At 65.6% G+C, this 26,285-nt stretch carries 24 protein-coding genes and 1 pseudogene; 18 read left to right on the forward strand and 7 right to left on the reverse strand.

Features of this window, described 5'->3' with window-relative positions:
* Positions 1-80: 80 nt before the first annotated feature.
* Complete coding sequence (locus tag ABD002_RS02625; protein ID WP_343786856.1) at positions 81-356, reverse strand: polyhydroxyalkanoic acid system family protein; 276 nt, start codon at positions 354-356, stop codon at positions 81-83.
* Between the two features lie 131 nt (positions 357-487).
* Here ABD002_RS02625 and ABD002_RS02630 point away from each other — a divergent pair, with 131 nt between their 5' ends.
* Complete coding sequence (locus ABD002_RS02630; RefSeq protein ID WP_343786857.1) at positions 488-1,303, forward strand: FHA domain-containing protein; 816 nt, start codon at positions 488-490, stop codon at positions 1,301-1,303.
* 60 nt (positions 1,304-1,363) lie between these two features.
* On the opposite strand, the pseudogene ABD002_RS02635 reads toward ABD002_RS02630, so the two are convergent.
* Together ABD002_RS02635 and msrP are read right to left on the reverse strand one after the other, a co-directional pair.
* Positions 1,364-2,029 (reverse strand): annotated as a pseudogene (locus tag ABD002_RS02635) (protein-methionine-sulfoxide reductase heme-binding subunit MsrQ); the annotation flags it as partial.
* Positions 2,029-3,021, reverse strand: a complete 993-nt coding sequence (gene msrP, locus ABD002_RS02640) for a protein-methionine-sulfoxide reductase catalytic subunit MsrP (protein WP_343786859.1) — start codon at positions 3,019-3,021, stop codon at positions 2,029-2,031. The gene msrP and the pseudogene ABD002_RS02635, both read right to left, overlap by 1 nt.
* A gap of 198 nt (positions 3,022-3,219) precedes the next feature.
* Between msrP and serC the strand changes: the two genes are divergently transcribed.
* The 14 genes from serC to ABD002_RS02710 all read left to right on the forward strand — a co-directional run bounded on the left by serC (position 3,220) and on the right by ABD002_RS02710 (position 19,017).
* On the forward strand, positions 3,220-4,302 hold the full coding sequence (gene serC, locus ABD002_RS02645; protein WP_343786861.1) for a 3-phosphoserine/phosphohydroxythreonine transaminase: 1,083 nt from the start codon (positions 3,220-3,222) through the stop codon (positions 4,300-4,302).
* Positions 4,303-4,449: 147 nt separating this feature from the next.
* Positions 4,450-5,616: a phosphoglycerate dehydrogenase gene (locus tag ABD002_RS02650; protein WP_343786862.1), complete on the forward strand. Its 1,167-nt coding sequence runs from the start codon at positions 4,450-4,452 to the stop codon at positions 5,614-5,616.
* A 5-nt stretch (positions 5,617-5,621) separates the two neighbouring features.
* The gene (gene pheA / locus ABD002_RS02655; protein ID WP_343786864.1) at positions 5,622-6,734 is read left to right on the forward strand and encodes a prephenate dehydratase; all 1,113 of its coding nucleotides are present in this window, start codon (positions 5,622-5,624) and stop codon (positions 6,732-6,734) included.
* Positions 6,731-7,888, forward strand: a complete 1,158-nt coding sequence (hisC, locus tag ABD002_RS02660) for a histidinol-phosphate transaminase (RefSeq protein WP_343786866.1) — start codon at positions 6,731-6,733, stop codon at positions 7,886-7,888. The genes pheA and hisC overlap by 4 nt, the downstream gene beginning before the upstream one ends.
* Positions 7,885-9,204 carry a 3-phosphoshikimate 1-carboxyvinyltransferase gene (gene aroA / locus ABD002_RS02665; protein WP_343786867.1) on the forward strand — a complete coding sequence of 440 codons (1,320 nt, stop codon included), beginning with the start codon at positions 7,885-7,887 and terminating at the stop codon, positions 9,202-9,204. Before hisC ends, aroA begins: the two co-directional genes overlap by 4 nt.
* A gap of 57 nt (positions 9,205-9,261) precedes the next feature.
* Positions 9,262-9,948, forward strand: coding sequence for a (d)CMP kinase (cmk, locus tag ABD002_RS02670; protein ID WP_343786869.1), 687 nt, complete (start codon positions 9,262-9,264; stop codon positions 9,946-9,948).
* A gap of 148 nt (positions 9,949-10,096) precedes the next feature.
* Entirely contained in the window at positions 10,097-11,761 is a 1,665-nt protein-coding gene (rpsA, locus tag ABD002_RS02675; RefSeq protein ID WP_343786871.1) for a 30S ribosomal protein S1, read from the forward strand.
* 102 nt (positions 11,762-11,863) lie between these two features.
* Positions 11,864-12,175, forward strand: coding sequence for an integration host factor subunit beta (locus ABD002_RS02680; RefSeq protein WP_343786872.1), 312 nt, complete (start codon positions 11,864-11,866; stop codon positions 12,173-12,175).
* Positions 12,176-12,300: 125 nt separating this feature from the next.
* The gene (locus tag ABD002_RS02685) at positions 12,301-12,582 is read left to right on the forward strand and encodes a lipopolysaccharide assembly protein LapA domain-containing protein (protein ID WP_343787058.1); all 282 of its coding nucleotides are present in this window, start codon (positions 12,301-12,303) and stop codon (positions 12,580-12,582) included.
* Positions 12,579-13,751 (forward strand): lipopolysaccharide assembly protein LapB, encoded by a 1,173-nt coding sequence (lapB, locus tag ABD002_RS02690; RefSeq protein ID WP_343786874.1) that lies wholly within the window; start codon positions 12,579-12,581, stop codon positions 13,749-13,751. The genes ABD002_RS02685 and lapB overlap by 4 nt, the downstream gene beginning before the upstream one ends.
* A gap of 8 nt (positions 13,752-13,759) precedes the next feature.
* A complete protein-coding gene (locus ABD002_RS02695) occupies positions 13,760-14,866 on the forward strand; it encodes an MraY family glycosyltransferase (protein ID WP_343786876.1) in 1,107 nt (368 codons plus the stop codon).
* Positions 14,853-16,736: a polysaccharide biosynthesis protein gene (locus tag ABD002_RS02700; protein WP_343786877.1), complete on the forward strand. Its 1,884-nt coding sequence runs from the start codon at positions 14,853-14,855 to the stop codon at positions 16,734-16,736. Before ABD002_RS02695 ends, ABD002_RS02700 begins: the two co-directional genes overlap by 14 nt.
* Positions 16,737-16,954: 218 nt before the next feature.
* A complete protein-coding gene (galU, locus tag ABD002_RS02705) occupies positions 16,955-17,827 on the forward strand; it encodes a UTP--glucose-1-phosphate uridylyltransferase GalU (protein WP_343786879.1) in 873 nt (290 codons plus the stop codon).
* Between the two features lie 23 nt (positions 17,828-17,850).
* A complete protein-coding gene (locus tag ABD002_RS02710) occupies positions 17,851-19,017 on the forward strand; it encodes a trans-sulfuration enzyme family protein (protein ID WP_343786881.1) in 1,167 nt (388 codons plus the stop codon).
* A 69-nt stretch (positions 19,018-19,086) separates the two neighbouring features.
* Here the strand turns inward: ABD002_RS02710 and ABD002_RS02715 are convergent, their stop codons facing one another.
* The gene (locus ABD002_RS02715; RefSeq protein ID WP_343786882.1) at positions 19,087-19,521 is read right to left on the reverse strand and encodes a hypothetical protein; all 435 of its coding nucleotides are present in this window, start codon (positions 19,519-19,521) and stop codon (positions 19,087-19,089) included.
* A 105-nt stretch (positions 19,522-19,626) separates the two neighbouring features.
* Between ABD002_RS02715 and ABD002_RS02720 the strand changes: the two genes are divergently transcribed.
* Positions 19,627-20,574 (forward strand): hypothetical protein, encoded by a 948-nt coding sequence (locus ABD002_RS02720; RefSeq protein ID WP_343786884.1) that lies wholly within the window; start codon positions 19,627-19,629, stop codon positions 20,572-20,574.
* Positions 20,575-20,589: 15 nt separating this feature from the next.
* Positions 20,590-20,931 carry a tRNA-binding protein gene (locus tag ABD002_RS02725; protein ID WP_343786885.1) on the forward strand — a complete coding sequence of 114 codons (342 nt, stop codon included), beginning with the start codon at positions 20,590-20,592 and terminating at the stop codon, positions 20,929-20,931.
* A gap of 233 nt (positions 20,932-21,164) precedes the next feature.
* Here the strand turns inward: ABD002_RS02725 and ABD002_RS02730 are convergent, their stop codons facing one another.
* From ABD002_RS02730 to ABD002_RS02740, 3 genes are all read right to left on the reverse strand, one after another.
* Positions 21,165-22,361 carry an acetyl-CoA C-acyltransferase gene (locus tag ABD002_RS02730; RefSeq protein ID WP_343786887.1) on the reverse strand — a complete coding sequence of 399 codons (1,197 nt, stop codon included), beginning with the start codon at positions 22,359-22,361 and terminating at the stop codon, positions 21,165-21,167.
* 115 nt (positions 22,362-22,476) lie between these two features.
* The gene (locus ABD002_RS02735; RefSeq protein ID WP_343786889.1) at positions 22,477-24,852 is read right to left on the reverse strand and encodes a 3-hydroxyacyl-CoA dehydrogenase/enoyl-CoA hydratase family protein; all 2,376 of its coding nucleotides are present in this window, start codon (positions 24,850-24,852) and stop codon (positions 22,477-22,479) included.
* Between the two features lie 86 nt (positions 24,853-24,938).
* The gene (locus ABD002_RS02740) at positions 24,939-25,565 is read right to left on the reverse strand and encodes a TetR/AcrR family transcriptional regulator (RefSeq protein WP_343786891.1); all 627 of its coding nucleotides are present in this window, start codon (positions 25,563-25,565) and stop codon (positions 24,939-24,941) included.
* 216 nt (positions 25,566-25,781) lie between these two features.
* On the opposite strand from ABD002_RS02740, the gene ndk reads away from it, so the two are divergent.
* Positions 25,782-26,207, forward strand: a complete 426-nt coding sequence (ndk, locus tag ABD002_RS02745) for a nucleoside-diphosphate kinase (protein ID WP_343786893.1) — start codon at positions 25,782-25,784, stop codon at positions 26,205-26,207.
* Positions 26,208-26,285: the final 78 nt, after the last annotated feature.

Raw genomic sequence — 26,285 nt, forward strand, 5'->3', positions numbered from 1 at the left:
GGGCACGGAGGGAAGGATTCCAGGTGAAACCGGCGCGACCGCCGTCGCGGCCGCACACACCGGCAGGTCGCGCATGGCGATCAGGCGACGTATTCGTCGAGCCGGCGTTCGATCTCGCGCTCGATGACCGGTTTCAATGCACCCATCAGGAAGCCCAGTTCGACGCGCACATGCACATCGTTCTTCGCGACCTTGATGTACCCCTTGACGCCTGTACGGTCGAAATGCAGATCGTCCCCGGTCCAGTGGTGATCGATGCCGTATTCCTTCGCGATCGCCTTGGCGACGCGTTCGACCGCGGCCTTTGCGGACTTCACGCTGCTCTTGTGCGTGCGGCGTATGTCGATGACAGGCATGGTTCCCTCGAGATCCGGATTGCGAATGTTCACATGATGCCCGAGCCTGCACTGCTTGCGCAGCCTCGCATCGGTGCTGAGAGCCGGGAAGCGTGTGATAGAGTGCCCAATCGCTCAACGAATTCAATGCGATGCGACTCAGCTTTGCCAACGGCGAACACGCCGATTTCATCATGGATGGGAGCGCCGTAAGTCTCGGCAATGCGGACGGCAATACGCTGGTGTTGCACGACCGGGATGTCGCTGCGTGGCATGCGCGGGTGACCGTCGATCCGCGCGGCATCGTGCTCGAGGTGCTCGATCCGTCGGCGCGAACGCACGTGAACGCGCGCCCGGTGCGCGAGAAAGCGCTGTTGCGCTGTGGCGACGTGCTCTGCCTGGGCAAGGTCGTCGTCAACCTGAAGGCGGACAGCGACGATCTCATCGAGACCGACCTGCCGCCCGAAGCACCCGCCACTCCACCGCCAGCGCAACCCGCCCGGGTGATCCTGCGCGGTGTTTCCGGCAGCCATTTTGGCAAGACGATCGCGGTGAACCCCAGGCTGGTGATCGGCCGCGACCCGGCCTGCGGTCTGGTCATCGACGATGCGCGCATCGCGGCGCGCCATGTCGCAATCGAGAATGTCGGCGACGCGATTTACCTGCGCGATATCGCGGCCCCCAACGGCAGCAGTGTGAACGGTGTCCAGATCGACAGCGCCATCGTCTATCCGGGTGACCAACTCGCGTTCGAGCGCAGCCATTTCATCATCGAGGCGCCGGGGTTGCCGCTGCGTGGCGAGGATCGCGCAGCTGCCGATCAACTGAACATCGGACCGGCGGATGTGGAGCGCTCGGCCGATGCAGCCGCGGAGTCACCCCAGGCCCAGGGCGCGATCTGGTGGTTGATCGGGGCCGCTGCGCTGATCGCGCTCGGGCTCGTGCTGCTGATCCATCGTGGCATCTGATGCGCGCGGTCGCGCTGCCTTGGCTTCCGGCGAAATCGCCTTCGTAACGACTGTCTTGCGCGGAGCCGACGTGGCGCGTGGCGTGCGCCAGCGTTTGATCCAGCCCGGCACGCGCAGCGCGAGCAGCGCGATCAGGATCGCCAGATAAACCAAAGGCTCCTGCACCGCGATCTTGTTGCCGAACTTGACCTGCCACATGAAGTGCAGCACGCCGAACAGGCCGATCACGTAGACCAGGCGGTGCAGGCGCAGCCAGTTGGCGCCGAGCCGGCGGATCATGCCCTTGGTCGAGGTGGCGGCGAGCGGGATCATCAGCAGCCACGCCGCGAAGCCGACCGTGATGTAGGGCTTCTTCGCGATCTCGGCGAAGATCTGCGACCAGAAGCCACCGAGGTCGATGGCCAGATAGATGGTCAGATGGATCGTCGCGTAGAAGAACGCAAACAGGCCGAGCAGGCGCCGGTAGCGCGTCAGCCAGTGCCATTTCGTGAGCAGGCGCAGCGGTGTGATCGCGAGGGTCGCGAGCAGGATGCGCAAGGTCCAATCGCCGCTGCGTTGTTCGAGTCGCGCGACCGGATCGGTACCGAGCTGCCCGTGCAGCGCGTCCCAGACCAGCCACGCCAGCGGCAGCAGGCACAGCATCCAGACCAGCGGTTTGCTCGCGGCGATGCGATCGACGTGCTTGCGCTGTGCCAGTCCGTGCACGGCTTCGGCGGGGCGTCCCATCAGAAGTTCCTGCGCGGGTCCATGCCCGCGTACAGCGACGCGACCAGGTCGGCGTAGCCGTTGAACGGCAAGGTCTGCACGCGGTTGCCGAACAGGCCGAAACCGCTGCCGGCGATCCGGCGCTCGGTGGCCTGGCTCCAGCGCGGATGATCGACCGACGGATTCACGTTCGAATAGAAGCCGTATTCACTGGGCGCCGACAGATTCCACGAGGTCTTCGGCTGTCGATCGGTGAACTCGATGCGCACGATCGACTTGATGCCCTTGAAGCCGTATTTCCACGGCACGACCAGACGCAATGGCGCGCCGTTCTGGTTCGGCAGCGCGCGGCCGTACATGCCGACTGCGAGCAGGGCGAGCGGATGCATCGCCTCGTCGATGCGCAGGCCTTCCTGGTAGGGCCAGTCCAGCACCCCATACGACAGGCCGGGCATCTGCGCTGGCCGATTGACGGTCGTGAACGCGACGTACTTCGCGTCCGCAGTCGGCTTGAAGCGCTTCAGCACGTCGCCAAGCGGGATGCCGACCCACGGAATCACCATCGACCACGCCTCGACGCAGCGCATGCGGTAGACGCGCTCCTCGAGCGAGTGCGGCTTGAGCAGGTCCTCGAGCGTGAACTTGCCGGTGACCTCGGCGTGTCCGGCGATCTCGACCGACCACGGCTTGGGCTGGAATCGCCCGGAGTTGCGTGCCGGATCGGACTTGTCGGTGCCGAATTCGTAGTAGTTGTTGTAGTGCGTCGCGTCCTGGTAGCTGGTCTGTGGCTCGTTCGTGGCGAATGCGCCGCGCTTGGCAATCGCAAGCTCCGGTAGCGCGCTGCCCTCGGCTGCGACCGGTGCATTTGCATCGGCATCGGAATTCCTGCCGCAGCCGATCAACAGGGCCGGCATCGCGACCGCGAAACCCTTGAGCCATTCGCGACGGCGCCGGTAGACACTTTCGGACGTGATCTCGGACGACGGAATGTCGGCGGGCTTGCGGATGTGCATGGGGACTCCTTGTTGCTGACCCAGAGACCGGCGCCGTCGTGCGTCCATTGCATGCGGCAACGGGATTGTTCAGTGCGGGCGGTACCGGTGTCTGTGTCGGAAACCCACCCGCCGTGCCACCCCAGTTGCCAGTTTGCTGCGCCGCGGCATAATGCGGCTTGAACCGGTCAGCTCGATCGGCCTCGCCAGGAGTCCTTCGTGAGTCGTGGATACAACTTCAGCGCCGGCCCCGCCGCGCTGCCGGAAGAGGTGTTGCGTCAGGCCCAGGCCGAACTGCTCGAATGGCAGGGCGCGCGCGCGTCGGTGATGGAAATCAGCCACCGCGGCAAGGATTTCATCGCGCTCGCCGAGGAAGCGGAGCGCGACCTGCGCGAGCTGTTGGCGGTCCCGGCGAACTACAAGGTGCTGTTCCTGCAGGGCGGTGCGACGCAGCACTTCGCGCAGATCCCGCTGAACTTCGCGCGTCGCGACCAGAGCGTCGACTACGTGCTGACCGGCGACTGGAGCGAGAAGGCCGCGAAGGAGGCGAAGCCGCTCGCACAGGTGCGTATCGCGGCGACATCGAGCGCGACGAACTACGATCGCATCACGCCGCGCGGTGAATGGAGTCTCGATCCGAACGCCGCCTACGTCCACGTGACGCCGAACGAGACGATCCGCGGTGTCGAGTTCCACGAGGTGCCGGACGTCGGCAACGTGCCACTGATCGGCGACGTGTCCTCGACGATCCTGTCGCGGCCGCTCGACGTGTCGAAATACGCGCTGCTCTATGCCGGCGCGCAGAAGAACATCGGCCCGTCGGGCCTGGTCGTGATGATCGTGCGTGACGACCTGCTCGAACGCTGTCCAAAGGACATCCCGAAGATCTTCAACTATGCCGAGCATGCCGCGCAGGGTTCGATGCTGAACACGCCGAACACCTGGGGCTGGTATCTGGCAGGGCTCGTGTTCAAGTGGGTCAAGCGGCAGGGCGGCGTTGCCGCGATGGAGGCGCGCAACCGCGCGAAGGCGGAACTGCTGTACGGCTACATCGACGACTCGGGCTACTACCGCAATCCGGTCGAGAAATCCGCGCGTTCGTGGATGAACGCGCCGTTCACGCTGCCGCGCGAGGAACTCGACAGCGTGTTTCTCAAGGAATCGGAAGCGGCCGGGTTGCTCGCGCTGAAGGGCCATCGCGCGGTCGGCGGCATGCGAGCGTCGATCTACAACGCGATATCGATCGAGGGCGTGCAGGCACTGGTCGATTTCATGCGGGATTTTGCGAAGCGGAACGGTTAGACGGGTTTCGCCGGGTCCACATCCGTTCGTGCCGAGGTATCGAAGCGCGAACGGCGCGCAGCGCACCCCATCCGTTCACCCTTCGATACCTCAGGGCGAACGGATGGTCGGTGAACTCCACAATGCTTTTGCAGAGGCTGAACCTCGATGTTCAAGATCCAGACCCTCAACAACATCTCGCGCAACGGTCTCGACCGACTGCCGGCGACGCTGTACAGCACCGCGAACGAAGTCGCCGAGCCCGATGCGGTGCTGGTGCGCTCGGCGGACATGCACAAGGCGCCGATCGCAGCCAGCGTGAAGGCCGTCGCGCGCGCCGGCGCGGGCGTGAACAACATTCCGGTCGCGGCGCTGTCCGCACGCGGCGTGCCGGTGTTCAACGCTCCGGGTGCGAACGCGAATGCGGTCAAGGAGCTGGTCGTCGCCGGCATGCTGATCGCTGCCCGCAACATCGCTGACGCGCTCGGCTTCGTGCGTGGCCTGCAAAGTGGCGACGACCTGCATCATCGCGTCGAGGCCGAGAAGAAACGCTTCGTCGGCTCGGAGCTCTCCGGCAAGACGCTCGGCGTGGTGGGCTTGGGCGCGATCGGCGTCAAGGTCGCCAATGCGGCCTACGCGCTCGGCATGCGCGTGGTCGGCTTCGATCCGCACATGACGGTCGATGGCGCCTGGCAGCTGTCGTCGGAGGTCGCGAAGGCCGGCTCGCTCAACGAGTTGTTCGCCGCGTCGGACTACCTGACATTCCATGTGCCGCTGAACGACAAGACCCGCGGCGTGTTCGGCGCACAGGCGCTCGATCTGATTCGCCCCGACCTGGTGCTGCTGAACTTCGCACGTGAGGGCATCGTCGATGCCGTCGCGCTGCGTCGTGGCCTGGACGACGGACGCATCGGCCGCTACGTGTCGGACTTCCCGGAAGCCGATTTGCTGGCGAACCCGCGCGTGATCGCGCTGCCGCATCTGGGGGCATCGACCGGCGAGGCCGAGGAGAACTGCGCGGTCATGGTCGTCGACCAGCTGCGCGACTTCCTCGAGCACGGCAACGTGCGCAACTCGGTGAACTTTCCGGAGACACGCATGGCACGCGCCGGCAGCGCGCGCATCTGCATCGCGAACAGCAATCGGCCCAACATGATCGGCCAGCTTTCGCACGTACTCGGCGAAGCCGGCGTCAACATCGCGCAGATGCACAATGCTTCGCGCGGCGAGCTGGCCTACAGCCTGATCGACGCCGACTCACCTGTACCTTCAACGCTGATCGGCGCGATCGCCGCGATCGATGGCATCCTCTCCGTGCGCGTGATCGGGAGCTGACGCGAATGAGCGACAAGACGACGCAGCACGCCGAACCGGCGCCCAATCTTGCCGACGTGCGCGCGCGCATCGACGGCATCGATCGCCAGATCCAGGCGCTGATCGCCGAGCGGGCGAACTTCGCGCACCAAGTCGGCAAGGCCAAGGGCAAGCTCGCCGCTGCGGTCGACTACTACCGACCCGAACGCGAGGCGCAGGTGCTGCGCATGGTCGTCGATCGCAACGAGGGCCCGCTCAGCGACGAACTGCTCGTGCACGTGTTTCGCGAGATCATGTCGGCCTGCCTGGCGCAGCAGGAGCCGTTGAAGATCGGCTATCTCGGCCCCGAAGGTACGTTCAGCCAACAGGCGGTGCTCAAGCATTTCGGCCGTTCTGCGCATGGCCTGCCGATGGCCAGCATCGAGGAAGTGTTCCAAGAGGTCGAAGCCGGCAACGCGGACTTCGGCGTGGTGCCTGTCGAGAACTCCGGACAGGGCACGATCCAGGTCACGCTGGACATGTTCCTGACCTCGAACCTCAAGATCTGCGGCGAAGTGGAGCTCCGCGTGCACCAGTACCTGCTGTCGCGCTCGGGCAGGATCGAAGACATCGAACGCATTTACGCTCATCCGCAGTCGTTCGCGCAGACGCAAGGGTGGCTGCGCAGCAACCTGCCGAAGATCGAGAAGATCCCGGTATCAAGCAACGCCGAAGGGGCGCGCCGCGCGCGCAATGCCGAGGACGCGGCCGCTATCGCCGGGGAGTCCGCCGGTCATGTCTATGGCCTCAAGAAGGTCATCATGAGCTCGATCGAGGACCATGCCGACAACACGACGCGCTTCCTCGTGCTCGGTCGCCAGCTGTTCCCGCCGTCCGGCCATGACCGTACCTCGGTGCTGGTCTTCATCAAGGATCAGCCCGGCGCGCTGTTCAACGTGCTGAGCCCGTTCGCGCGCCACGGCATCAGCATGAACCGCATCGAATCGCGGCCGTCGCACCAGGCGAAATGGGAATACGGCTTCTTCATCGACCTCGCCGGCCATGTCGACGACGAGCCGATGCAGAAGGCGCTCGCCGAACTCGACGCGCATGCGGCGCAGATCAAGGTGCTCGGCTCCTACCCGGTCGCGGTGCCGTGAGGAACCTCGCGCACAAACCGGAACGCGCGGGATCCCCGGACAACCCAGAAACCTTTGACGCGGCAAAGCTCGCGAATGCGGCGACCGCAGCACTGCGCGCCTACGATCCCGGCCACGACCTGCCGGCATTGCGCGCGCGCTTCGGTGCGCAGATCGCCGAACTCGGCTCGAACGAGAATCCGCTGGGTCCGAGCCCGTTTGCGCTGGACGCGATGCGCGCGGCGCTACCCGAAAGCTTCCGCTATCCGGATCCGCGCGGTGCATCGCTGAAGGCCGCGCTGGCCAGGCATCTCGGCGTCGCGGAAGACCGGATCGCGCTCGGTAACGGCTCGCACGAACTGCTGATCCTGCTCGCGCAGTGCTTCGCCGATCCGGCGCATTCGGTCGTGTTTTCACAGTACGGTTTTGCGGTGTTCCCGATTGCCACCGCGGTCGCCGGCGCACAGCCGATCCGCGTGCCGGCGCTGCCGCGCGAACACGCGAGCGCGCCGTTCGGCCACGACCTCGACGCGATCGCCGCAGCGATCCGTGCCGACACGCGCCTCGTCTACCTGGCCAATCCGAACAATCCAACCGGTACCTGGTTCGGCGACATCGAGCTCGAACGATTCGTCGCGCGCGTGCCGGAAAACGTGCTGGTCGTCGTCGACGAGGCCTATTGCGAATACGTCGATGTAGCCGGCCTGACCAGCGCGCTGCGGCTTGCCCACCGCCACCCAAACCTGATCGTCACGCGCACGTTCTCGAAGGCGTACGCGCTGGCCGGACTGCGCATCGGTTATCTGCTCGCGCACCCCAGCGTGGTCGCGGTGCTGGAGCGCCTGCGCGAATCGTTCAACGTCAACAATGTCGCGCTGGCCGGCGCAGAAGCCGCACTGACCGACCACGGCCACCTCGATCGCGCACGTGAGTTCAACACCGGCGAACGCACCTGGCTTGCGGATGCACTGGCGAAGCGCGGCTATGCCTGCCTGCCGTCGCAGACGAATTTTCTGCTGGTCGATCTCGGTCGCGATGCGGCCGAACTCGAACGGCATCTGTTCGAACGCGGTGTCATCGTGCGGCCGATGGGTGGCTACGGGTTGGCGCAGACGTTGCGCATCAGCGTCGGCAGCCGCGCCGAGAATCAGCGTTTGCTGGACGCGCTGCCGTGAGCACGCGTGTCGACTGGATCAGTCACCCGGCCGGTCCGCTTCGTGGCGATGTCGTCGTCCCCGGCGACAAGTCGATCTCCCACCGCGCGATCATGTTGGCCGCATTGGCCGAGGGCATCTCGCATGTCAGCGGCTTCCTCGAAGGCGAAGACACGCGCGCGACCGCGGCGATCTTCCGTGCGATGGGCGTGGCCATCGAGACGCCATCGGCGTCGCAGCGCATCGTGCACGGCGTTGGCCTGCGTGGCCTGGCCGAGCCGGGCGCGGCGCTCGATTGCGGCAATTCCGGAACCGGGATGCGTCTGCTTGCCGGCTTGCTCGCCGGGCAACGCTTCGATTCGACCTTGATAGGCGATGAGTCGCTGACGCGGAGGCCGATGTTTCGGGTGACCGGCCCGTTGAGCGCAATGGGCGCGCGGATCGAATCGGGTGAAGGCGGACGTCCGCCGTTGCACATCCGATGCGCGAGCGGTCTCTGGGGTATCCGATACACGCCGCCGGTGGCCAGTGCGCAGGTGAAGTCGGCGATCCTGCTCGCCGGTCTGTACGCGGACGGCGACACCGAAGTACACGAGCCGCATCCCACGCGCGACTACACCGAACGCATGCTTGCCGCATTCGGCTGGCCGATCGCGTTCGAGCCGGGCAGGGCGCGACTCTCGGGCGGCCATCACCTGCGCGCGACCGACGTCGTCGTGCCAGCCGATTTCTCGTCGGCCGCGTTCTTCATCGTCGCCGCGACCTTGGTGCCGGATTCACGGCTGCTGTTGCGCGCGGTCGGGCTGAATCCACGCCGCACCGGCCTGCTGGCCGCGCTGCGCCTGATGGGCGCGGACATCCGCGAACACGATGCGCGCGAGCAGGGCGGCGAACGTGTGGCCGATCTCGAAGTGCGCCATGCGCGACTGCGCGGAATCGAGGTGCCGGTCGAGGTCGTGCCCGACATGATCGACGAATTCCCGATCCTGTTCGTCGCCGCGGCGGCGGCGCAAGGAACCACGACGGTCCGCGGCGCAGCCGAGTTGCGGGTCAAGGAGTCCGACCGCATCGCGGTGATGGCGAAGGGCCTGATCGAACTCGGCGTGCGTGTCGAGGAGACGCCGGACGGCGCCGTGATCCACGGTGGCAGACTGCGCGGCGGAGTGGTCGACAGCGCCGGTGACCACCGCTGCGCGATGAGCTTCGCGGTCGCGGGACTGATCGCGCACGACGCGGTACGGATCGCCGATTGCGCGAATGTCGCGACCTCGTTCCCGGGGTTTGTCGAGATCACGCAAAGCGCGGGCTTCCTGCTCAATGCGGTGGCGCCTGACTGACCTCGGCCGTGCCGGCGCCAACCGGATAGAATCGCGCGCCCCCGATGAGTGCCCGTCATGACCAAGTCCGACAAGCCCGTTCCCGTGCTCGCGATCGATGGTCCCTCCGGCTCCGGCAAGGGCACGATCAGCCGCGCGGTCGCCGACGCGCTGGGCTGGCATCTGCTCGACTCCGGCGCGCTGTACCGTGCGGTCGGCTATGCGGCGAGCATGGCGGGCATCGACCTGTCGGATTCAGCCGCGGTCACGCGCTGCGCGGAGACCACGAAGATCACGTTCCGTGACCTGAAGGACGGCGGCGAGACGCGCGTGATCGTGAACGGTCATGACGCGACCGACGAGATCCGCACCGAGACCTGCGGCGCTGCCGCTTCGGCTATCGCGGCCATCCCGGCGGTGCGGACGGCGTTGTTCGACAAGCAGCGCTCGTTCCGGAAGGCGCCCGGGCTGGTCGCCGACGGGCGCGACATGGGCACCGTGGTTTTCACCGACGCGACCTACAAGATCTTCCTCACTGCCAGCGCCGACGAACGTGCACGCAGGCGTTATAAGCAGTTGAAGGAAAAGGGGTTGGCTGTTACACTCTCATCCCTTTTGCGCGAGATCGAGGCGCGCGACGAGCGTGACGCAACCCGCAAGGTTGCGCCGCTCAGGCCGGCAGCCGGGGCATTGATCATCGACACGACCGGAATTCCGGTGGCCGAGGTGATCGCCCGGGTGCTGACTGTCGTGCATACCGGCTGAACTCTGCAACGAAGGGAAACGCCCGCAAGGGCAAGGGCCCGGCACCTGTGCCGGAACGCAACGATGCGGCGTATTCCGCATCCACCGAAGGTGGGTTGTCGATCCCGTTACGTCCGGACGACGGCCTGTTTCATCACTGGAAACCAACATGACTGAAAGTTTCGCTGAACTGTTCGAACAGAGCCAATCGCTGGCCAAGCTGCGCTCCGGCGCGATTGTCACCGGCACCGTCGTCGAGATCCGCTCCGACGTAGTCGTTGTCAATGCAGGCCTCAAGTCCGAAGGCATCATCCCGATCGAGCAGTTCAAGAACGAGAAGGGCGAACTCGAGATCAGCGTCGGCGACGACGTCAAGGTCGCGCTCGACGCAATCGAAAACGGCTTCGGCGAGACCATGCTCTCGCGCGAGAAGGCCAAGCGCTCGCTGGTGTGGGACGAACTCGAGGAAGCGCAGACCGCCAATGCCGCCGTCACCGGCCGCATCTCCGGCAAGGTCAAGGGTGGCTTCACGGTCGACATCAAGGATGTCCGCGCGTTCCTGCCGGGCTCGCTGGTCGACGTGCGTCCGGTGCGCGACCCGTCCTACCTCGAGGGCAAGGAACTCGAGTTCAAGATCATCAAGCTCGACCGCAAGCGCAACAACGTGGTCGTGTCGCGTCGCGCGGTTGTCGAAAGCGAGTTCAGCGCCGAGCGCGAACAGCTGCTCGACCGCCTGCAGGAAGGCGCAGTCGTCAAGGGCGTGGTCAAGAACCTCACCGACTACGGCGCGTTCGTCGACCTCGGCGGCATCGATGGCCTGCTGCACATCACCGACATGGCGTGGAAGCGCGTGCGTCATCCGTCCGAAGTCGTCAACGTCGGCGACGAGCTGGATGTCCGCGTGCTGAAGTTCGATCGCGAGCGCAACCGCGTCTCGCTCGGCCTCAAGCAGCTCGGCGAGGATCCGTGGGTCGCGATCGCGCGCCGCTATCCGACCGGCACGCGCCTGTTCGGCAAGGTCTCCAACGTCACCGACTACGGCTGCTTCGTCGAGCTGGAGCCGGGCGTCGAAGGCCTGGTCCACGTGTCCGAGATGGACTGGACCAACAAGAACGTCAACCCGGCCAAGGTCGTGCAGGTCGGCGACGAGGTCGAGGTCATGGTGCTCGATGTGGACGAAGAGCGCCGCCGCATCTCGCTCGGCATGAAGCAGGTCAGCGCGAATCCGTGGGAAGCGTTCGCCGCGATCCACAAGAAGAACGACAAGGTCTCGGGCACGATCAAGTCGATCACCGACTTCGGCATCTTCGTCGGTCTCGACGGCGGTATCGACGGCCTGGTGCACCTGTCCGACATCTCGTGGCAGACCACCGGCGAAGACCTCGTGCGCAACTTCAAGAAGGGCGACGAGATCGAGGCGGTCGTGCTGGCGGTCGATCCGGAGCGTGAGCGCATCTCGCTCGGCATCAAGCAGCTCGAGCAGGATCCGTTCGGCCAGTTCATGGCGGCGCATCCGCGCGGCAGCATCCTCACCGGCACGGTTCGTGAAGTCGACGCCAAGGGCGCGACGATCGATCTGGGCGACGGCGTCGAGGGCTATCTGCGCGCGAACGACATCGCCAAGGAACGCGTTGACGATGCGACGCAGTACCTCAAGGTCGGCGATTCGGTCGAAGCCAAGTTCACCGGCATGGACCGCAAGGGCCGCAGCCTGCAGCTCTCGATCCGCGCGAAGGACGAGGACGAACTGCAGAGCACCCTCGAGGAATACCAGAGCGCTTCGGGCGGCACCACCAAGCTCGGCGCGCTGCTGAAGGAACAGCTGAACCGTTGATGGCCGCAGCGCGCGGCGTGATCCGCGCGCTGCCACGCAACCCGCGCGCACCGGCGACGGTGCGCGTTTTTTTGAACCGAGAACGCAACCATTCCCATCGCGATGACCAAGTCGGAGCTGATCGAGTCCCTGGCCCAGCGGCAGAAGCACCTTGCTGCGAACGACGTCGAACTCGCCGTCAAGAGCGTGCTCGAGCAAATGAGCCATTCGCTCTCGACCGGCGAACGCATCGAGATCCGCGGTTTCGGGAGTTTCTCGTTGCACTACCGGCCGCCGCGCATGGGCCGCAACCCGAAGACTGGCGATTCGGTCGCGCTGCCGGGCAAGCACGTTCCGCATTTCAAGCCGGGCAAGGAGCTGCGCGAGCGCGTCAACGAGAAGGTCGGGCCGGCGAAGACGGCGGAAACCGCCTGATCGCCAGCGACGACCAGATCACGCGCCGCTGACGGCGCGGCTGCAACGTCGACATTCCGGAGTCGCCGAATGCAGTTCATCGCGGACCCTTTATCATGCGTGGGCTTTCGCATCGCCTGCCGACCATGCGCTTGATCCTGATCATCCTGATCCTCCTCGTCGTTGCACTGGGTGCGCTGTTCGGCGCGCTCAACGGTGCGCGCATTCCGATTGACTTCTACTTCTTCCAGCTCGCCATGCCGACCGGCGCGGCGCTCCTGGGCGCATTGCTCGCCGGCTGGCTGCTCGGTGGCCTCGTCGCGTGGGTCGGGCAGGTACCGCGACTGCGGCGCGATCTGCGCACGGTGCATCGCGATCTGCGCGAAGCCCGGACGCTGCCGTCCGCCGGGACGCGCGAGGACGCATGAACGAACTCGCCCTGCTGTTCCTGCTGCTGCCGGTCGCCGCGTTTTCCGGTTGGGTGCTCGGACGCCGTCGCAGCGAGCGCACTTCCGGCGCGCGCGTCAGCGAACTGTCGACCAGCTATTTCCGCGGCCTCAACTACCTGCTCAACGAGCAGCAGGACAAGGCGATCGAGGTGTTCCTCAAGCTCGCCGAGATCAACCGCGACACCGTCGAGACGCACCTTGCACTGGGCAACCTGTTCCGGCGTCGCGGTGAGGTGGATCGTGCGATCCGCGTGCATCAGCACCTAATTGCCCGACCGAACCTCAGCCAGGACGAGAAGACGGTCGCCTTGCTCGAACTCGGCGAGGACTACATGCGCGCCGGCCTGCTCGACCGGGCCGAAACCCTGTTTACCGACCTCGTCGCGATGGATGCGCTGGCGCCGTCCGCGCTGAAGCACCTGATCGCGATCTACCAGCACGAGCGCGACTGGGACAAGGCGATCCAGAATGCGCAGCGGCTGGAGCAGGTGACCGGCGAGTCGCAGGGTGCCGTGATCGCGCAGTTCTATTGCGAACTCGCCGAGCAGGCCCGCGCGCAGGGTGCGCGCGACGATGCGCGGGCGCGTGTGGCGGAAGCGTTCGCAGTCGAGCCCGAGTGTGTCCGCGCGAGCATGATCGAGGGCCACATCGAGTCCGCCGCCGGCAATCTCGACGCCGCGATCCGCGCCTTCGAGCGCGTTGCCGAGCTCGATATCGACTACATGCCGGAGATCCTCTCGCCGCTGCTCGACTGCTACGCGCGTGCGCAGCGCATGCAGCGTGCCGAGGAATTCCTGCTCGACATCACCGAGCGCTACCAGGGCGTCTCGCCGGTGTTGGCCCTTGCAAAACTGTACGCGACGACGCGTGGCGAGGCCGCGGCCGTCGATTTCCTGAACCGGATCCTGCGCCAGCGCCCATCGGTGCGCGCGCTGATGGCGCTGATCGACGTCAACCTGCACACCGCCAGCGGCGAGGCGCGCGAGAACTTCCTGACCCTGCGCGACCTGACCCGCCAGCTCGTCGAGGGCAAGGCGATGTACCGCTGCAACAAATGCGGCTTCGGCGCGAAGGCGCACCACTGGCAGTGCCCGAGCTGCAAGAGCTGGGGCTCGGTGAGGCCGATTCACGGCGTGGTCGGCGAGTAGGGCTCGCGATGGCCGTCTGGTCGCTGGCAGAGTGGGCAATTGTCGCTGCCGTCGCCCTGGTGTTGGCCGCCTCGTGTACGCACTTCAGCATCGCGTACGCGCTTCACCGGCAACTGCTCGACCAGCCGGGGCAGCGCCGCTCGCATCAGGTCCCGACCCCGCGAGGTGGCGGCATCGGGATCGTGGTCGGTGCGCTCTTCGTGATCGCACTCTTCGCCGCGCAATCGGAGTCTTCGATCCGCGCGCTCGCACTATCGGTGATGGCCGCGGTCGTTGTCGTCGGCATGGTGGGCTGGATCGACGATCACGGTGGTCTGCGTGCGCGCACGCGCCTGGCCGCGCACTGCCTCGCGGCACTCGTGTTGCTCGCGACGCCCGCAGTGCTGATCGGTCTGTCGGATCCCATAACCGGACGAGGTGCGCTGTTGATGTACACGCTGGCCGCGGTGTTCCCCGGTCTTGCGATCGTGTGGTCGATCAACCTGCACAACTTCATGGACGGCATCGATGGGTTGCTGGCGCTGCAGGCAATGTTCGTGCTGGGCACGCTCGCATGGATCTGCCTGCTCACCGGCTACCCAGGCCAGGCCGGATGCATCGGCGCATGTGCGATCGCTGCCGGTGGCTTCCTGCCATTCAATTTCCCGCGCGCACGCATTTTTATGGGGGACGTCGGCAGTGGCGTTCTGGGTCTGCTGGTTGCGATCGCGGTGCTGTGGCAGATGGCGACCCCGGGCATCGCGCTGGCCAGCGGCATCGTGCTGTGTTCGGCCTTCGTCACCGACGCGACCTGCACGCTGCTCTCGCGCATGCTGCGTGGCCGGCGTTGGTATAGTGCGCACCGCGAGCACCTGTACCAGTGGCTGGTGCGCTGCGGCTTTTCGCATGCGCGGGTGGTCGCGCTCTACATGGGATGGAATCTGCTGATCGTGCTGCCCGCCGTCTACTGGATGAATCGCATGGCCCGGACCGGCGCGTCCATCGTCGATGGGCCGACAACGAACAGGTTTGGCCCTGCCGTTGCGGTCTACGCGCTGGCCTGCACAGTCTGGTGGCTCGGCAAGCGCTGGTGTTTGCGCAACGTAACGACGCGGAGTCGCCATGCTGCTGCGTAAGACCATCGCCGGCATCCATCCGCGCCTAGCGGTCGTCGCCCACGACATGCTGATGGTCTGGCTGACCTGGACCGCGGTCAGCATGTTGCGCTGGTCGCTGGCGCCCAACCCCTCGCCGGTCTCGCTGTTCGGGCACGAAGTCTGGCTGGTGCTCGCCGCGCAGGGCCTCATCTTCTGGTGGACCGGCCTGTACCGCGGGCTGTGGCGCTTCGCCAGCATGCCGGACATCTGGAACATATTCCGCGCGTGCCTGCTCGGCGCATTCGCGGTCGCGATCACGCTGTTCGTGTACAACCGCCTGGTCACCGTGCCGCGCACGGTGCTATTGGTGTACCCGCTGGTACTCGCGGTCCTGCTCGGTGTGCCGCGCCTGGCCTACCGCTACTGGAAGGACAGCCGCCTCGACTTCGTCACGCGCGCGCCGAGCCAGCGCATTCTCGTGCTGGGCGCGGGCAAGGCCGGCGACGCGCTGGTGCGCGATTTGCGCCGCGAGAACCGGTATACCCCGGTCGGTTTCCTCGACGACAACGTGCAGCTGCGCGGATCGCGCCTGCACGGCATTCCGGTGCTGGGCACGCTCGATCAACTGCCGCAGCTCGCACGCGAGACCGCTGCGGAAATGCTGGTCATCGCGATGCCGGCCGCGAACAAGGTGCAGATGCGCCGTGCGGTCGATCTGTGCGAGGAGTGCAACCTGCCGTTCCGCACGGTGCCGCGGCTCGAGGACGTGGTCGCCGGCCGCTCCAGCTTCAACGAACTCAAGGAAGTCGCGATCGAGGACCTGCTCGGCCGCGAACAGGTGCAGCTCGACTGGACCGCGATCCGCACGCGTCTCGCCGGCAAGCGCGTGCTGGTCAGCGGCGGCGGTGGCTCGATCGGCTCGGAACTGTGCCGACAGGTCGCGCGGCTCGGTGCCGAATCGCTGACCGTGCTGGAGCTGTCCGAATACAACCTCTACATGATCGAGCAGGAACTGCGGCGCGACTATCCGGACCTGCTGTTCAACGCCTGGCTCGGCGACTGCGGCGACGCGATGACGTGCGCGCGCGTGTTCGAGCAGGCGCGTCCGCAGGTCGTGTTCCACGCGGCCGCGTACAAGCATGTGCCTCTGCTGCAAGGGCAGGTTCGCGAGGCGTTCCGCAACAACGTGCTCGGCACCAAGGCGCTGGCCGAGGCCGCGGATGCGCATGGCGCAGACAGCTTCGTGCTGATCTCGACCGACAAGGCGGTCAATCCCACCAGCGTGATGGGCGCCTGCAAGCGTGTCGCGGAACTGTTCTGCCAGAACTTCGCGCGGCAGTCGCACACGCGCTTCATCACGGTGCGGTTCGGCAATGTGCTCGATTCTGCGGGATCGGTCGTGCCGCGCTTCCGGGAGCAGATCCGCGCGGGCGGACCGGTCACAGTCACGCATCCGGAGATCACGCGCTATTTCATGACGATCCCGGAAGCCTGCCAGTTGATCCTGCAGGCATCGGTACTCGGCAATGGCGGCGAGATCTTCGCGCTCGACATGGGCGAGCCGGTGAAGATCCGCGACCTTGCCGAGCAGATGATCCGTCTCGCCGGCAAGCATGAGAGCGGTGATATCCCGATCATCTATACCGGCCTGCGCCCCGGCGAGAAGCTGTTCGAGGAACTGTTCCATCCGCACGAGCAGTACACCGACACCGCGCACGCGAAGATCTTCCTCGCACAACCGCGCAGCATGGCCTGGAACCTGCTGACGACGCAGTTGCGCCAGGGCGAACTCGCGGTGCGCGACTTCGACGAGGGCATGCTGAGGCGCATCCTCGATCAACTGTTGCCCGAGTTCGCCAGTGACGGCACGCCCTCGGATGGTGTCGTCGTCGCATTCGGATCGCGGTGAGTTTTTGTGCCCGCCATCCATGGCGGTCACCGTTCGGACCATCGCTGGCGCGATGTCAAAAACGTCTCCGGGAAGTTTTTTGCGATCGATCCTTGATCGCGGAATCAAAAAGCGGCATTCATGGTCGCACTTCATTTTTCTTTGCGATCGTTCCTTGATCGCCTGAATCAAAATGCGGCCATCCTTGGCCGCACTTTCAAATTACACAAGGACACTGCATGAGCAAGCGTTTGCGCAAGGTCGTTTTCCCGGTTGCCGGTCTCGGCACGCGCTTCCTGCCGGCGACCAAGGTCGTCGCCAAGGAAATGTTGCCGGTACTCGACCGGCCTCTGATCCAGTACGCGGTCGACGAGGCTGTCGACGCCGGCGCGGACACGTTGATCTTCGTGACCAACCGCTACAAGCATGCAATCGCGGATTATTTCGACAAGGCCTACGAGCTCGAGAGCAAGCTCGCGCAGTCAGGCAAGAAGGACCTGCTCGCGATGGTGCAGGGCACTTTGCCGCGCAACGTGCGCTGCGTGTTCGTGACCCAGCCCGAGGCGCTCGGTCTCGGCCATGCGGTGCTCTGCGCGAAGCCGGTCGTCGGTGACGAGCCATTCGGTGTTGTGCTGCCCGACGACCTGATCTGGAACGGCAAGCGTGCTGGCGCGCTGCGCCAGATGGCCGAACTCTCGGCGACCGAGAACGCCGGTGTGATCGCGGTCGAGGAAGTCCCGCACAATCAGACCGACAAGTACGGCATCGTCGACGCGACTGCGGTTTCCGAGCGCGCCGCGAAGATCAGGCTGGTCGTCGAGAAGCCGAAACCCGAAGTAGCCCCGTCGAACCTTGCGATCGTCGGTCGTTATGTGCTGCCAGGCCGCATCTTCGAGTTGCTCGAAACGACCAAGCCCGGTGCGGGCGGCGAGATCCAGCTCACCGACGCGATCGAGGCGCTGCTGTCAGAACAGTCCGTGCTCGCGTACCGCTTCGAGGGCACCCGCTTCGATTGCGGCAACAAACTCGGCCTGGTCAAGGCGACGATGGCGATGGCGCTGGAGGATCCGCAGCTGGCTCCGGCGGTGCGAGACTGGATCAGTACGATCTGACCGATCGAGCAGGGGAGCGCGGCATGGATCTCAGCTGGATCCTCAACCACCTCGGCGAGGACCGTGAGCAGTACTTCGGCGCGGTCGCGCCACCGATCGTTCAGTCGTCGATCTTCGCATTCCCGACCGTTGCGTCGATGCGGACGGGATTTCGCGACGAACTCGGCAACCATGTCTACACGCGCGGCAACAATCCGACTGTCGAGATCCTGAGGAAGAAAGTCGCCGCACTCGAGGGCGCCGAGGATTGCCTGATGTTCGGCAGCGGTGCGGCGGCGATGTCGGCCGCTGCGATCGCCTGCGTATCCGGCGGCGACCACGTTGTCTGCGTCGCCAAGCCGTACAGCTGGACGCGCGCGGTGCTGAAGGATCTGCTGGGCCGCTTCGGCGTTTCAACGACGTTCGTCGACGGCACCGAGATCGCGAACTTCGAGTCGGCGCTCACCGAGCGCACACGCCTGATCGTGCTGGAAAGCCCGAACTCGATGACGTTCGAGCAGCAGGATCTGGCGGCGGTCGCTGCGCTGGCCAAGGCGCGTGGCATCCGTACCTTGTGCGACAACAGTTATGCGACCCCGCTGAACCAGTCGCCGCTCGCACTCGGCATCGACCTCGTCGCGCATTCGGCGACCAAGTACCTGAACGGCCACAGCGACGTGGTCGCCGGCGCGCTATGCGGCGGTGCAGTGCTGATCCGCGAGGTGTTCCGCGGTCCGTACATGACGCTCGGCGCGATCCTCGCGCCGCACGATGCCTGGCTGATGATCCGCGGCCTGCGCACGCTGCCGATCCGCATGGAACGCATCGCGGCGACCACTTCGCACGTGCTTGCGTTCCTCGAAGCGCATCCGCGCGTGCGTCGTGTGTACTCGCCGCGCGCGCACGGCAATCCGCAGCTCGGCCTGAGCGAGCGCCAATTGCACGGCGCGAGTGGCCTGTTGACGATCGAACTCGATGCAGCGGATGTCGCCGCGGTCGAGCGCTTCTGCGACGGTCTTGAACGTTTCCTGATGACGGTGTCGTGGGGTGGCTACGAATCGCTGGCGTTCCCGGTATGTGCGGTTTACCCGGCCGATGCGCAGTTGCATCCGCCGCCCGGCCTGTCGCTGAGCCTGGTGCGCCTGTCGATCGGGCTAGAGGAGCCTGAGGTGCTGATTGCGGACCTCGATGCCGCGCTGGCGCGCCTGTAGGAGCGGCTTCAGCCGCGATGCTTCGGCTCTCGCGCCATCGGAGGAAAAGCATCGCGGCTGAAGCCGCTCCTACAAGGCTGAGTATCCGGCAGTGAACAGCCGCCAGCTCACCACACCGACGCCGATCGCGAGTGCGATCAACGCGACCGCGACGAGGTTCAACAGGCGGGCCAGGCGCAGCGCGGCGGCATCGCGACGGATCGGCGTGTCGCGCAGCACGCGCGTGCCCGCGAGCGGCCAGCGCCGCTCAGCGATGACACGGCGCGCAAGGCGTGCCGCGTAGCCGGCGAGCACCAGCAGGCACAGTCCGCTTCCGGTCAGCAGCATGCCGATCCAATGGCGCAATTCAACGATCATCTGTTCGGTCGGCAGCCGTTCGACCTGCTGCAGCATCCAGCGCTGCAATGCGAATACGAACAGCGCGGCGGCAAGCGTCGCCACAACCAGGACGACTACGGTGATGCGGCGCAGGCGCGGATCGGCGCGCTGGATGTCGGTGGTCATGCGATCTCCCCGGAAGAGCCGGCGCACTATAGCGAAGGCAATCCGCGCGCAGCGTGCCGCCCGTCGCCGAATCGGCGAGACGGTCGCGGCTGCTATGCTTGGGGGATGAACCGGATCATTCTGTCATTGCTCGTGTTGCTGTCGTTGACCGCCTGCCAGAATGCGCTGCATGCCGGTGCAACGCGGAGCGTCGCCGGTGCGCCCACGATGGCCGATGGGATGCTGGTCGGCGAGTTCGACAATCACGAGCAAGTCTGGACCGCGCGCGAGAACGCCGCCGCGATTGCGCCGGCGCACGTTGTCGTGACGCTGGAACCGACCTCGCACGCCGACTGGACGCTGTGGCGCATCCATCTCGACGCGACACCGGCCATGGATGCGGTCTGGGCGATGCAACAAGTGGCCGGCGCGAACGGTGCGACCGCGTTGCTGCCGCATCGCGCATTGCTCGCGGCTCCGGCGATGGGCGCCGCGTTCGATGCGCAGCAATGGGCGCCGCTCGACGCTTGCGCCTTGCGCGGCACGATCGCAGGCACGGGCATCAAGGTCGCCGGCGATCCGGCCTCCTGCGCGGCGATCGTTCCCGGCATCGGGCCGCAAGCACCGCTGCTGCCGATCGCGGTCGAACGCGAAGGGGAGTGGCTGCGCCTGCGACTCTATGCAGATCAGGCGCGCGGCACGGAAGCGCGCGAGGACGCGCGCAGGATCGTGTTCTTCGGTGGCTGGGCCGCGGTCAATGGCGCCGGGCCGACTGCAGCTGCGGACAGCAAGGACTGGCACATGGACCGCAGCGTCCGTCTCGGCAGCGAGGGCGGACGCGCCGCGCTGAAGTGGCGTGACGGCAGCGCGTCCGGCTACTCGTTAGGACTGGAGCGCCTGACCTATCGCGACGGCAACGTGCCGGTACTCAAGCTCTCGGTGATCGACGACCGCAACGGCGGCACGCTCGCCTATGCCTGGGCGAATCCGGAAGCGCAGCGGATCGGCATCAATCTCGGCTGGGTACAGATCGGCCTGCAGCGGGAAACGGAAGCCGGCGCAGCGCGCCGCTGATCAGGAACAAATCCGATGGTGGAAAACGCGACGATCGGCTGGGCCGATTTCGAGAAGGTGTTGATCGTGGCCGGCACGGTGACGTGCGTCGAGCCGTTTCCCGAGGCGCGCAAGCCTGCGTACAAGGTCTGGGTCGACTTCGGCCCGTACGGCGAGAAGAAGACCAGCGCGCAGATCACGAATCTGTATTCGGCAGAAGAACTCGTCGGACGTCAGATCGTCGGCGTGATCAATTTCCCGGAAAAGCAGGTCGGTCCGTTTCGTTCCGAGTTCCTGCTGACCGGCTTTCCGACCGACGACGGCGTCGTCGTGACCTCGATCGAGCGGCCGGTGCCGAACGGGACGCGGCTGGCGTAGGTTCCGTGCTCCCTCTCCCCCAACGTCTTTATGTTGGGGGAGAGGGCTGGGGTGAGGGGGTGGAGCCGCACGCATGCGCTGTGCAGAAATCTTGCGTTGCGCTCATCCAAAAAGCGCTTGTTCAAGCGGCCGCAACCAAACTTCGTCGAAACCCCGCCCCCTCACCCAACCCTCTCCCCCGAGCACGCTCGGGGGAGAGGGCTTTCACGTGTCGAGGCACATGCGGTCCGAGTTCAAACCGCCTCGAAGATCCCCGCCGCGCCCATGCCGGTGCCGATGCACATCGTGACCATGCCGTACTTCTGTTTGCGCCGGCGCAGGCCGTGGATCAAGGTCGCCGCGCGCACCGCGCCGGTCGCGCCGAGCGGATGGCCGAGTGCGATTGCGCCGCCGAGCGGATTGACCCTGGCTGGGTCGAGGCCGACGTCACGGATCACCGCGAGCGCCTGTGCGGCGAATGCCTCGTTGAGCTCGATCCAGTCGAGCTGTTCTTTCTTCAGCCCCGCCTGTTCGAGCGCCTTCGGGATCGCCGCGATCGGTCCGATGCCCATGATTTCGGGCGGCACGCCGGCGACCGCGAAGCCGACGAAGCGTGCGAGCGGGGTCAGGCCGTAGGCCTTGATCGCGTGCTCGCTTGCAAGCAGCAGCGCGCCGGCACCGTCGGACATCTGCGAGGAATTGCCCGCCGTCACGCTGCCGCCCATGCGGAACACGGGTTTCAGCTTGGCCAGGCCTTCGAGGCTGGAATCCTTGCGTGGGCCTTCATCGATCGAGATCACGCGCGCGTCGTCACGGATCGCGTGCGTCGAGAGATCCGGGTAGTGGTCGGCGAGCGTGAACGGCGCGATCTCGTCCGCGAAGTCGCCACCGGCGATTGCCGCCAGCGCCTTCTGGTGCGAGGCGAGCGCGAACGCGTCCTGGTCCTCGCGGTTGACCTTCCACTTTTCCGCGACCTTCTCGGCCGTGATACCCATGCCATAGGCGATCGCGACATTCTCGTCGCTGAACGCGACCGGATTCATCGCGATCTTGTGGCCCATCATCGGCACCATGCTCATGCTCTCGGTGCCGCCGGCGAGCATCAGGTCGGCCTCGCCGAGGCGGATGCGGTCGGCCGCCATCGCGATCGCCTGCACGCCGGATGAGCAGAAGCGGTTGATGGTGACTCCGGGCACCGAATTCGGCAGGCCGGCCAGCAACACGCCGATGCGCGCGACATTCATGCCTTGCTCGGCCTCGGGCATCGCGCAGCCGATGATGGCGTCGCCGATACGCGCCGGATCGATGCCGGGGGCCTTCGCGATCGCCGCGCGGATCACGTGCGCGAGCAGATCATCGGGACGCGTGTTGCGGAACACGCCGCGCGGCGCCTTGCCGACCGGCGTGCGCACGGCGGAGACGATGTAGGCGTCCTGGGTTTGCTTGGTCATTGGATTCTCCGGGAATCGGGAATGGGGAATCGGGAATCGTCGAAGCAGGTCGATGGATCGTCGGCGCCTAGCGCTCTGAACGATTCTCCATTCCCGATTCCCGATTCCCGGCTTCTCAGTTTCTAAGCGGCTTGCCGGTCGTCAGCGTGTGCTGGATGCGTTCCTGTGTCTTCGGCATCTGCGCGAGTTCGAAGAAATGCTTGCGCTCGAGATCGAGCAGCCAGCGTTCGTCGACCTGCGAGTCGCGTTCGATCACGCCGCCGCACAGCGTGTCGGCGATGCGCGAGGCGATCTCGTCGTCATGCGGCGAGATGAAGCGGCCTTCGAGCATGTTGACCAGCATCATCTTCAGCGTTGCGGTGCCGACGTCGCCGGCAGCGATCACGTCACGCGCACGCAGCGGCGGGCGATAGCCCGTCTCCGCCAGCGAGGCCGCGACCTTCTTGGCGACATGCAGAAGCTCGAAGCTGTTGAACACGACGACGTCGCTGTCGCGCAGCAGGCCGAGCTGCTTCGCTTCCAGCGCGCTGCCGGAGAGCTTGGCCTGTGCGACCGCCTCGAACATGCGCTTGATCTCCGGGAACGGATCGCCGTCGGCGGCCGCACGCTGCGAGGCGCGTACCGCGATTTCCTTGAGACCGCCGCCGGCCGGCAGCAGGCCGACACCGGCCTCGACCAGGCCGATATAGCTCTCCAGTGCGGCGACCGTGCGCGCGCAGTGCATCTGGAATTCGCAGCCGCCGCCGAGGGTCAGCCCTCGCACCGCGGCGACGACCGGCACCAGCGAGTATTTGATGCGCTGGCTGGTCTTCTGGAAGTTCGCAATCATCGATTCCAGCGCGTCGATCTTGCCGGACTGGACCATGCCGAGCATGCCCTTGAGATCGGCCCCGGCCGAGAACGCGTCGCCGGTCTGCCAGATCACCAGCGCCTTGAGGTTCTTCTCGGCGTAGTCGATCGCCTGCTGCACGCCGTCGAGCACCGCATCGTTGACGGTGTTCATCTTGGTCTTGAACGAGACGATACCGACGCCGTCGTCGCCCAGTTGCCACAGGCGCACGCCGTCGTTTTCCCAGAGCGTGGCGCCGGTGTCGAACTTCTCGCCGATCAGCGCGTCCGGAAACAGCTGGCGCCGGTAGACCGGATGCGACGAGCGCGGCTCGTCCTTGCCGGTATGCGGCGAATACGAACCGGCCGCATGGTGCACGCCGTCGACCTGGCCGACCCAGGTCGGCAGCGGCGCGCTGCTCATCGCCTTGCCAGCCGCGATGTCCTCGGCGATCCATTTCGCGACATCGGCCCAGCCGGCAGCCTGCCAGGTCTCGAACGGTCCGAGCTTCCAGCCGTAGCCCCAGCGGATCGCGAAGTCGACGTCGCGCGCGGTCTCGGCGATGTCGGCGAGGTGATACGCGGAATAGTGGAACAGGTCGCGGAACACCGCCCACAGGAATTGCGCCTGCGGGTCGCCTGAAGCGCGCAACTTCGCGAACTTCTCGGCCGGGTTCTTGACCGCGAGGATCGCAGCGACTTCATCAGATGGTTTCGCTGCGGATGGAACGTAGTCCTGCTTGCCGAGATCCAGCATGACGATGTCCTTGCCGCGCTTGGTGTAGATGCCGGCGCCGGTCTTCTGGCCCAGCGCGCCCTTGGCAATCAGGGCGGTGAGCCATGCCGGCGCCTGGAAATGCGCATGCCAGGGGTCGCTCGGCAGCGTATCGGCCATCGTCTTGATCACATGCGCCATCGTGTCGAGGCCGACCACGTCCGCGGTGCGGTAGGTCGCGCTCTTCGGGCGGCCGATTGCCGGGCCGGTCAGTGCGTCAACGAGGTCGAAGCCGAGCTTGAAGGCGGCCGTGTGGTGCATGGTCGCGAGGATCGAGAACACGCCGATGCGGTTGCCGATGAAGTTCGGCGTGTCCTTGGCGTAGACCACGCCCTTGCCGAGTGTCGTGGTCAGAAAGGCCTCGAGGCCGGCGAGCACGCCGCGGTCGGTTTCGCGGTCCGGGATCAACTCGACCAGGTGCATGTAGCGCGGCGGATTGAAGAAGTGGATGCCGCTGAAGCGCGGCCGCAGCTTGACCGGCAGCGCATCCGCCAGCGCATTGATCGAGAGGCCTGAGGTATTGCTTGCAACAACTGCAGAATCAGATAGATACGGAGCAATCTTCTTGTAAAGATCGAGCTTCCAGTCCTGTCGTTCGGCGATCGCCTCGATGACCAGGTCGCAGTCGCGCAGCGCCTCCAGGTTGTCGTCGTAGTTCGCCGCGGTGATCGCGGCCACACGCGATTTCTCGGCCAGCGGTGCCGGCGAGAGTTTGGCGAGATTCTGGATCGCCTTTGTCACGATGCCGTTCTTGTCACCCTCCTTGGCAGGAAGGTCGAACAGCAGGGTTTCCACGTCGGCGTTGGCGAGGTGCGCGGCAATCTGTGCGCCCATCACGCCGGCGCCGAGCACCGCCGCCTTGCGGATACGGAGAGGAACGTTACTCATGCAAACCTCACGGGACTGAGTTTTCTTGAAGAGTGCGGCCAGGGAAGGCCGCTCCTTGATTTGGCGATCAGGGAAGATCGCAGGAACTACTCCGCGCGCAGGCCCGCGGCGGCGAAGCGCACAAGGTGCTGCGCGGCCTGCTCGCGGTGGCTGTGCTCGCTCACGTCGTTCTTGCGCTTGATCATGCCGAAGTCGGCCATGGCGTAGGTAAGGGCGCCGGCGACGATGTCCAGTCGCCAGTAGAGCTCTTCCTTGTCCAGATGCGGCAGCAGCTGTGCGAAGGCAGCCGCGAAGTCGCGCAGCACGTGGCCGTAGTTGTCGGACAGGAACTTGCGCAGGCGCTCGTCGTGCTCGGCATAGGCGCGAGCCAGCACGCGCACGAAGGCGGCTCCGCCGGCGCTGTCCATCGACTGCTCGAGGGCGGGCCGGATGAACGCGTCGAGCACGTCCTCGAGCCGGCGGTCCGGCTTCGAATCGACGGCGGCCAGCGCGGCGAGGCGGTGGCGGTTGAGTTCGTCGAGGCGACGGCGGAACACTTCCTCGATCAGGCTTTCCTTCGAGCCGAAGTGATAGTTCACCGCGGCGAGGTTCACCTTGGCCGCGGCGGTCACCTGGCGCAGCGAGGCTCCGGCGAACCCGTGGCGGGCGAACAGCGTCTCGGCGACACCGAGGATGCGTTCCTTTGTGGAGAAATTCGGCTGGACGGTGCGCACGGTTCATGGATCCACAGTCAAACGATCGTTTGAATAGTAGGTGAGCGCATCGGAACGGTCAAACGGCGCGAGTCGATGCGGTGTCAAATTGCGTAAAAATTAGCTAGAATCCTGCGTGATAATGTGAGCTAAGCCCGCGGATTGGCGCGGATTTGGCGTTATAACGGCATCTGTCGCCGTTTCCTGTAAACCTCACCCCACGGAGACCCGGAGCTTATGGCGCTGGAGCGCACCCTTTCCATCATCAAACCCGACGCGGTCGCGAAGAACGTCATCGGCGAAATCTACTCGCGATTCGAGAAAGCCGGTCTGAAGATCGTCGCGGCGAAGATGAAGCATCTCTCGCGCAAGGAAGCCGAAGGTTTCTATGCGGTGCATCGCGAGCGTCCGTTCTTCGCGCCGCTGGTCGAGTTCATGATTTCCGGCCCGGTCATCATCCAGGCGCTCGAGGGCGAGAACGCGGTGCTGAAGCATCGCGATCTGATGGGCGCCACCAACCCGAAGGAAGCGGCGCCCGGCACGATTCGCGCCGACTTCGCGACGTCGATCGACGCGAATGCGGTGCATGGTTCCGACGCGGTGGAAACCGCAAATGTGGAAATCGCGTATTTCTTCGCAAACACCGAGCTCTGCCCGCGTTGAACATGCTGAATGCAAATGATTGAACATCCCGTCCAACATTTGCTCGCCGGGTCCGGCGCAAGTCAGGACCCCGAACCG

The sequence above is a fragment of the Dokdonella soli genome, from assembly GCF_039523175.1.
Taxonomy (GTDB): domain Bacteria; phylum Pseudomonadota; class Gammaproteobacteria; order Xanthomonadales; family Rhodanobacteraceae; genus Dokdonella_A; species Dokdonella_A soli.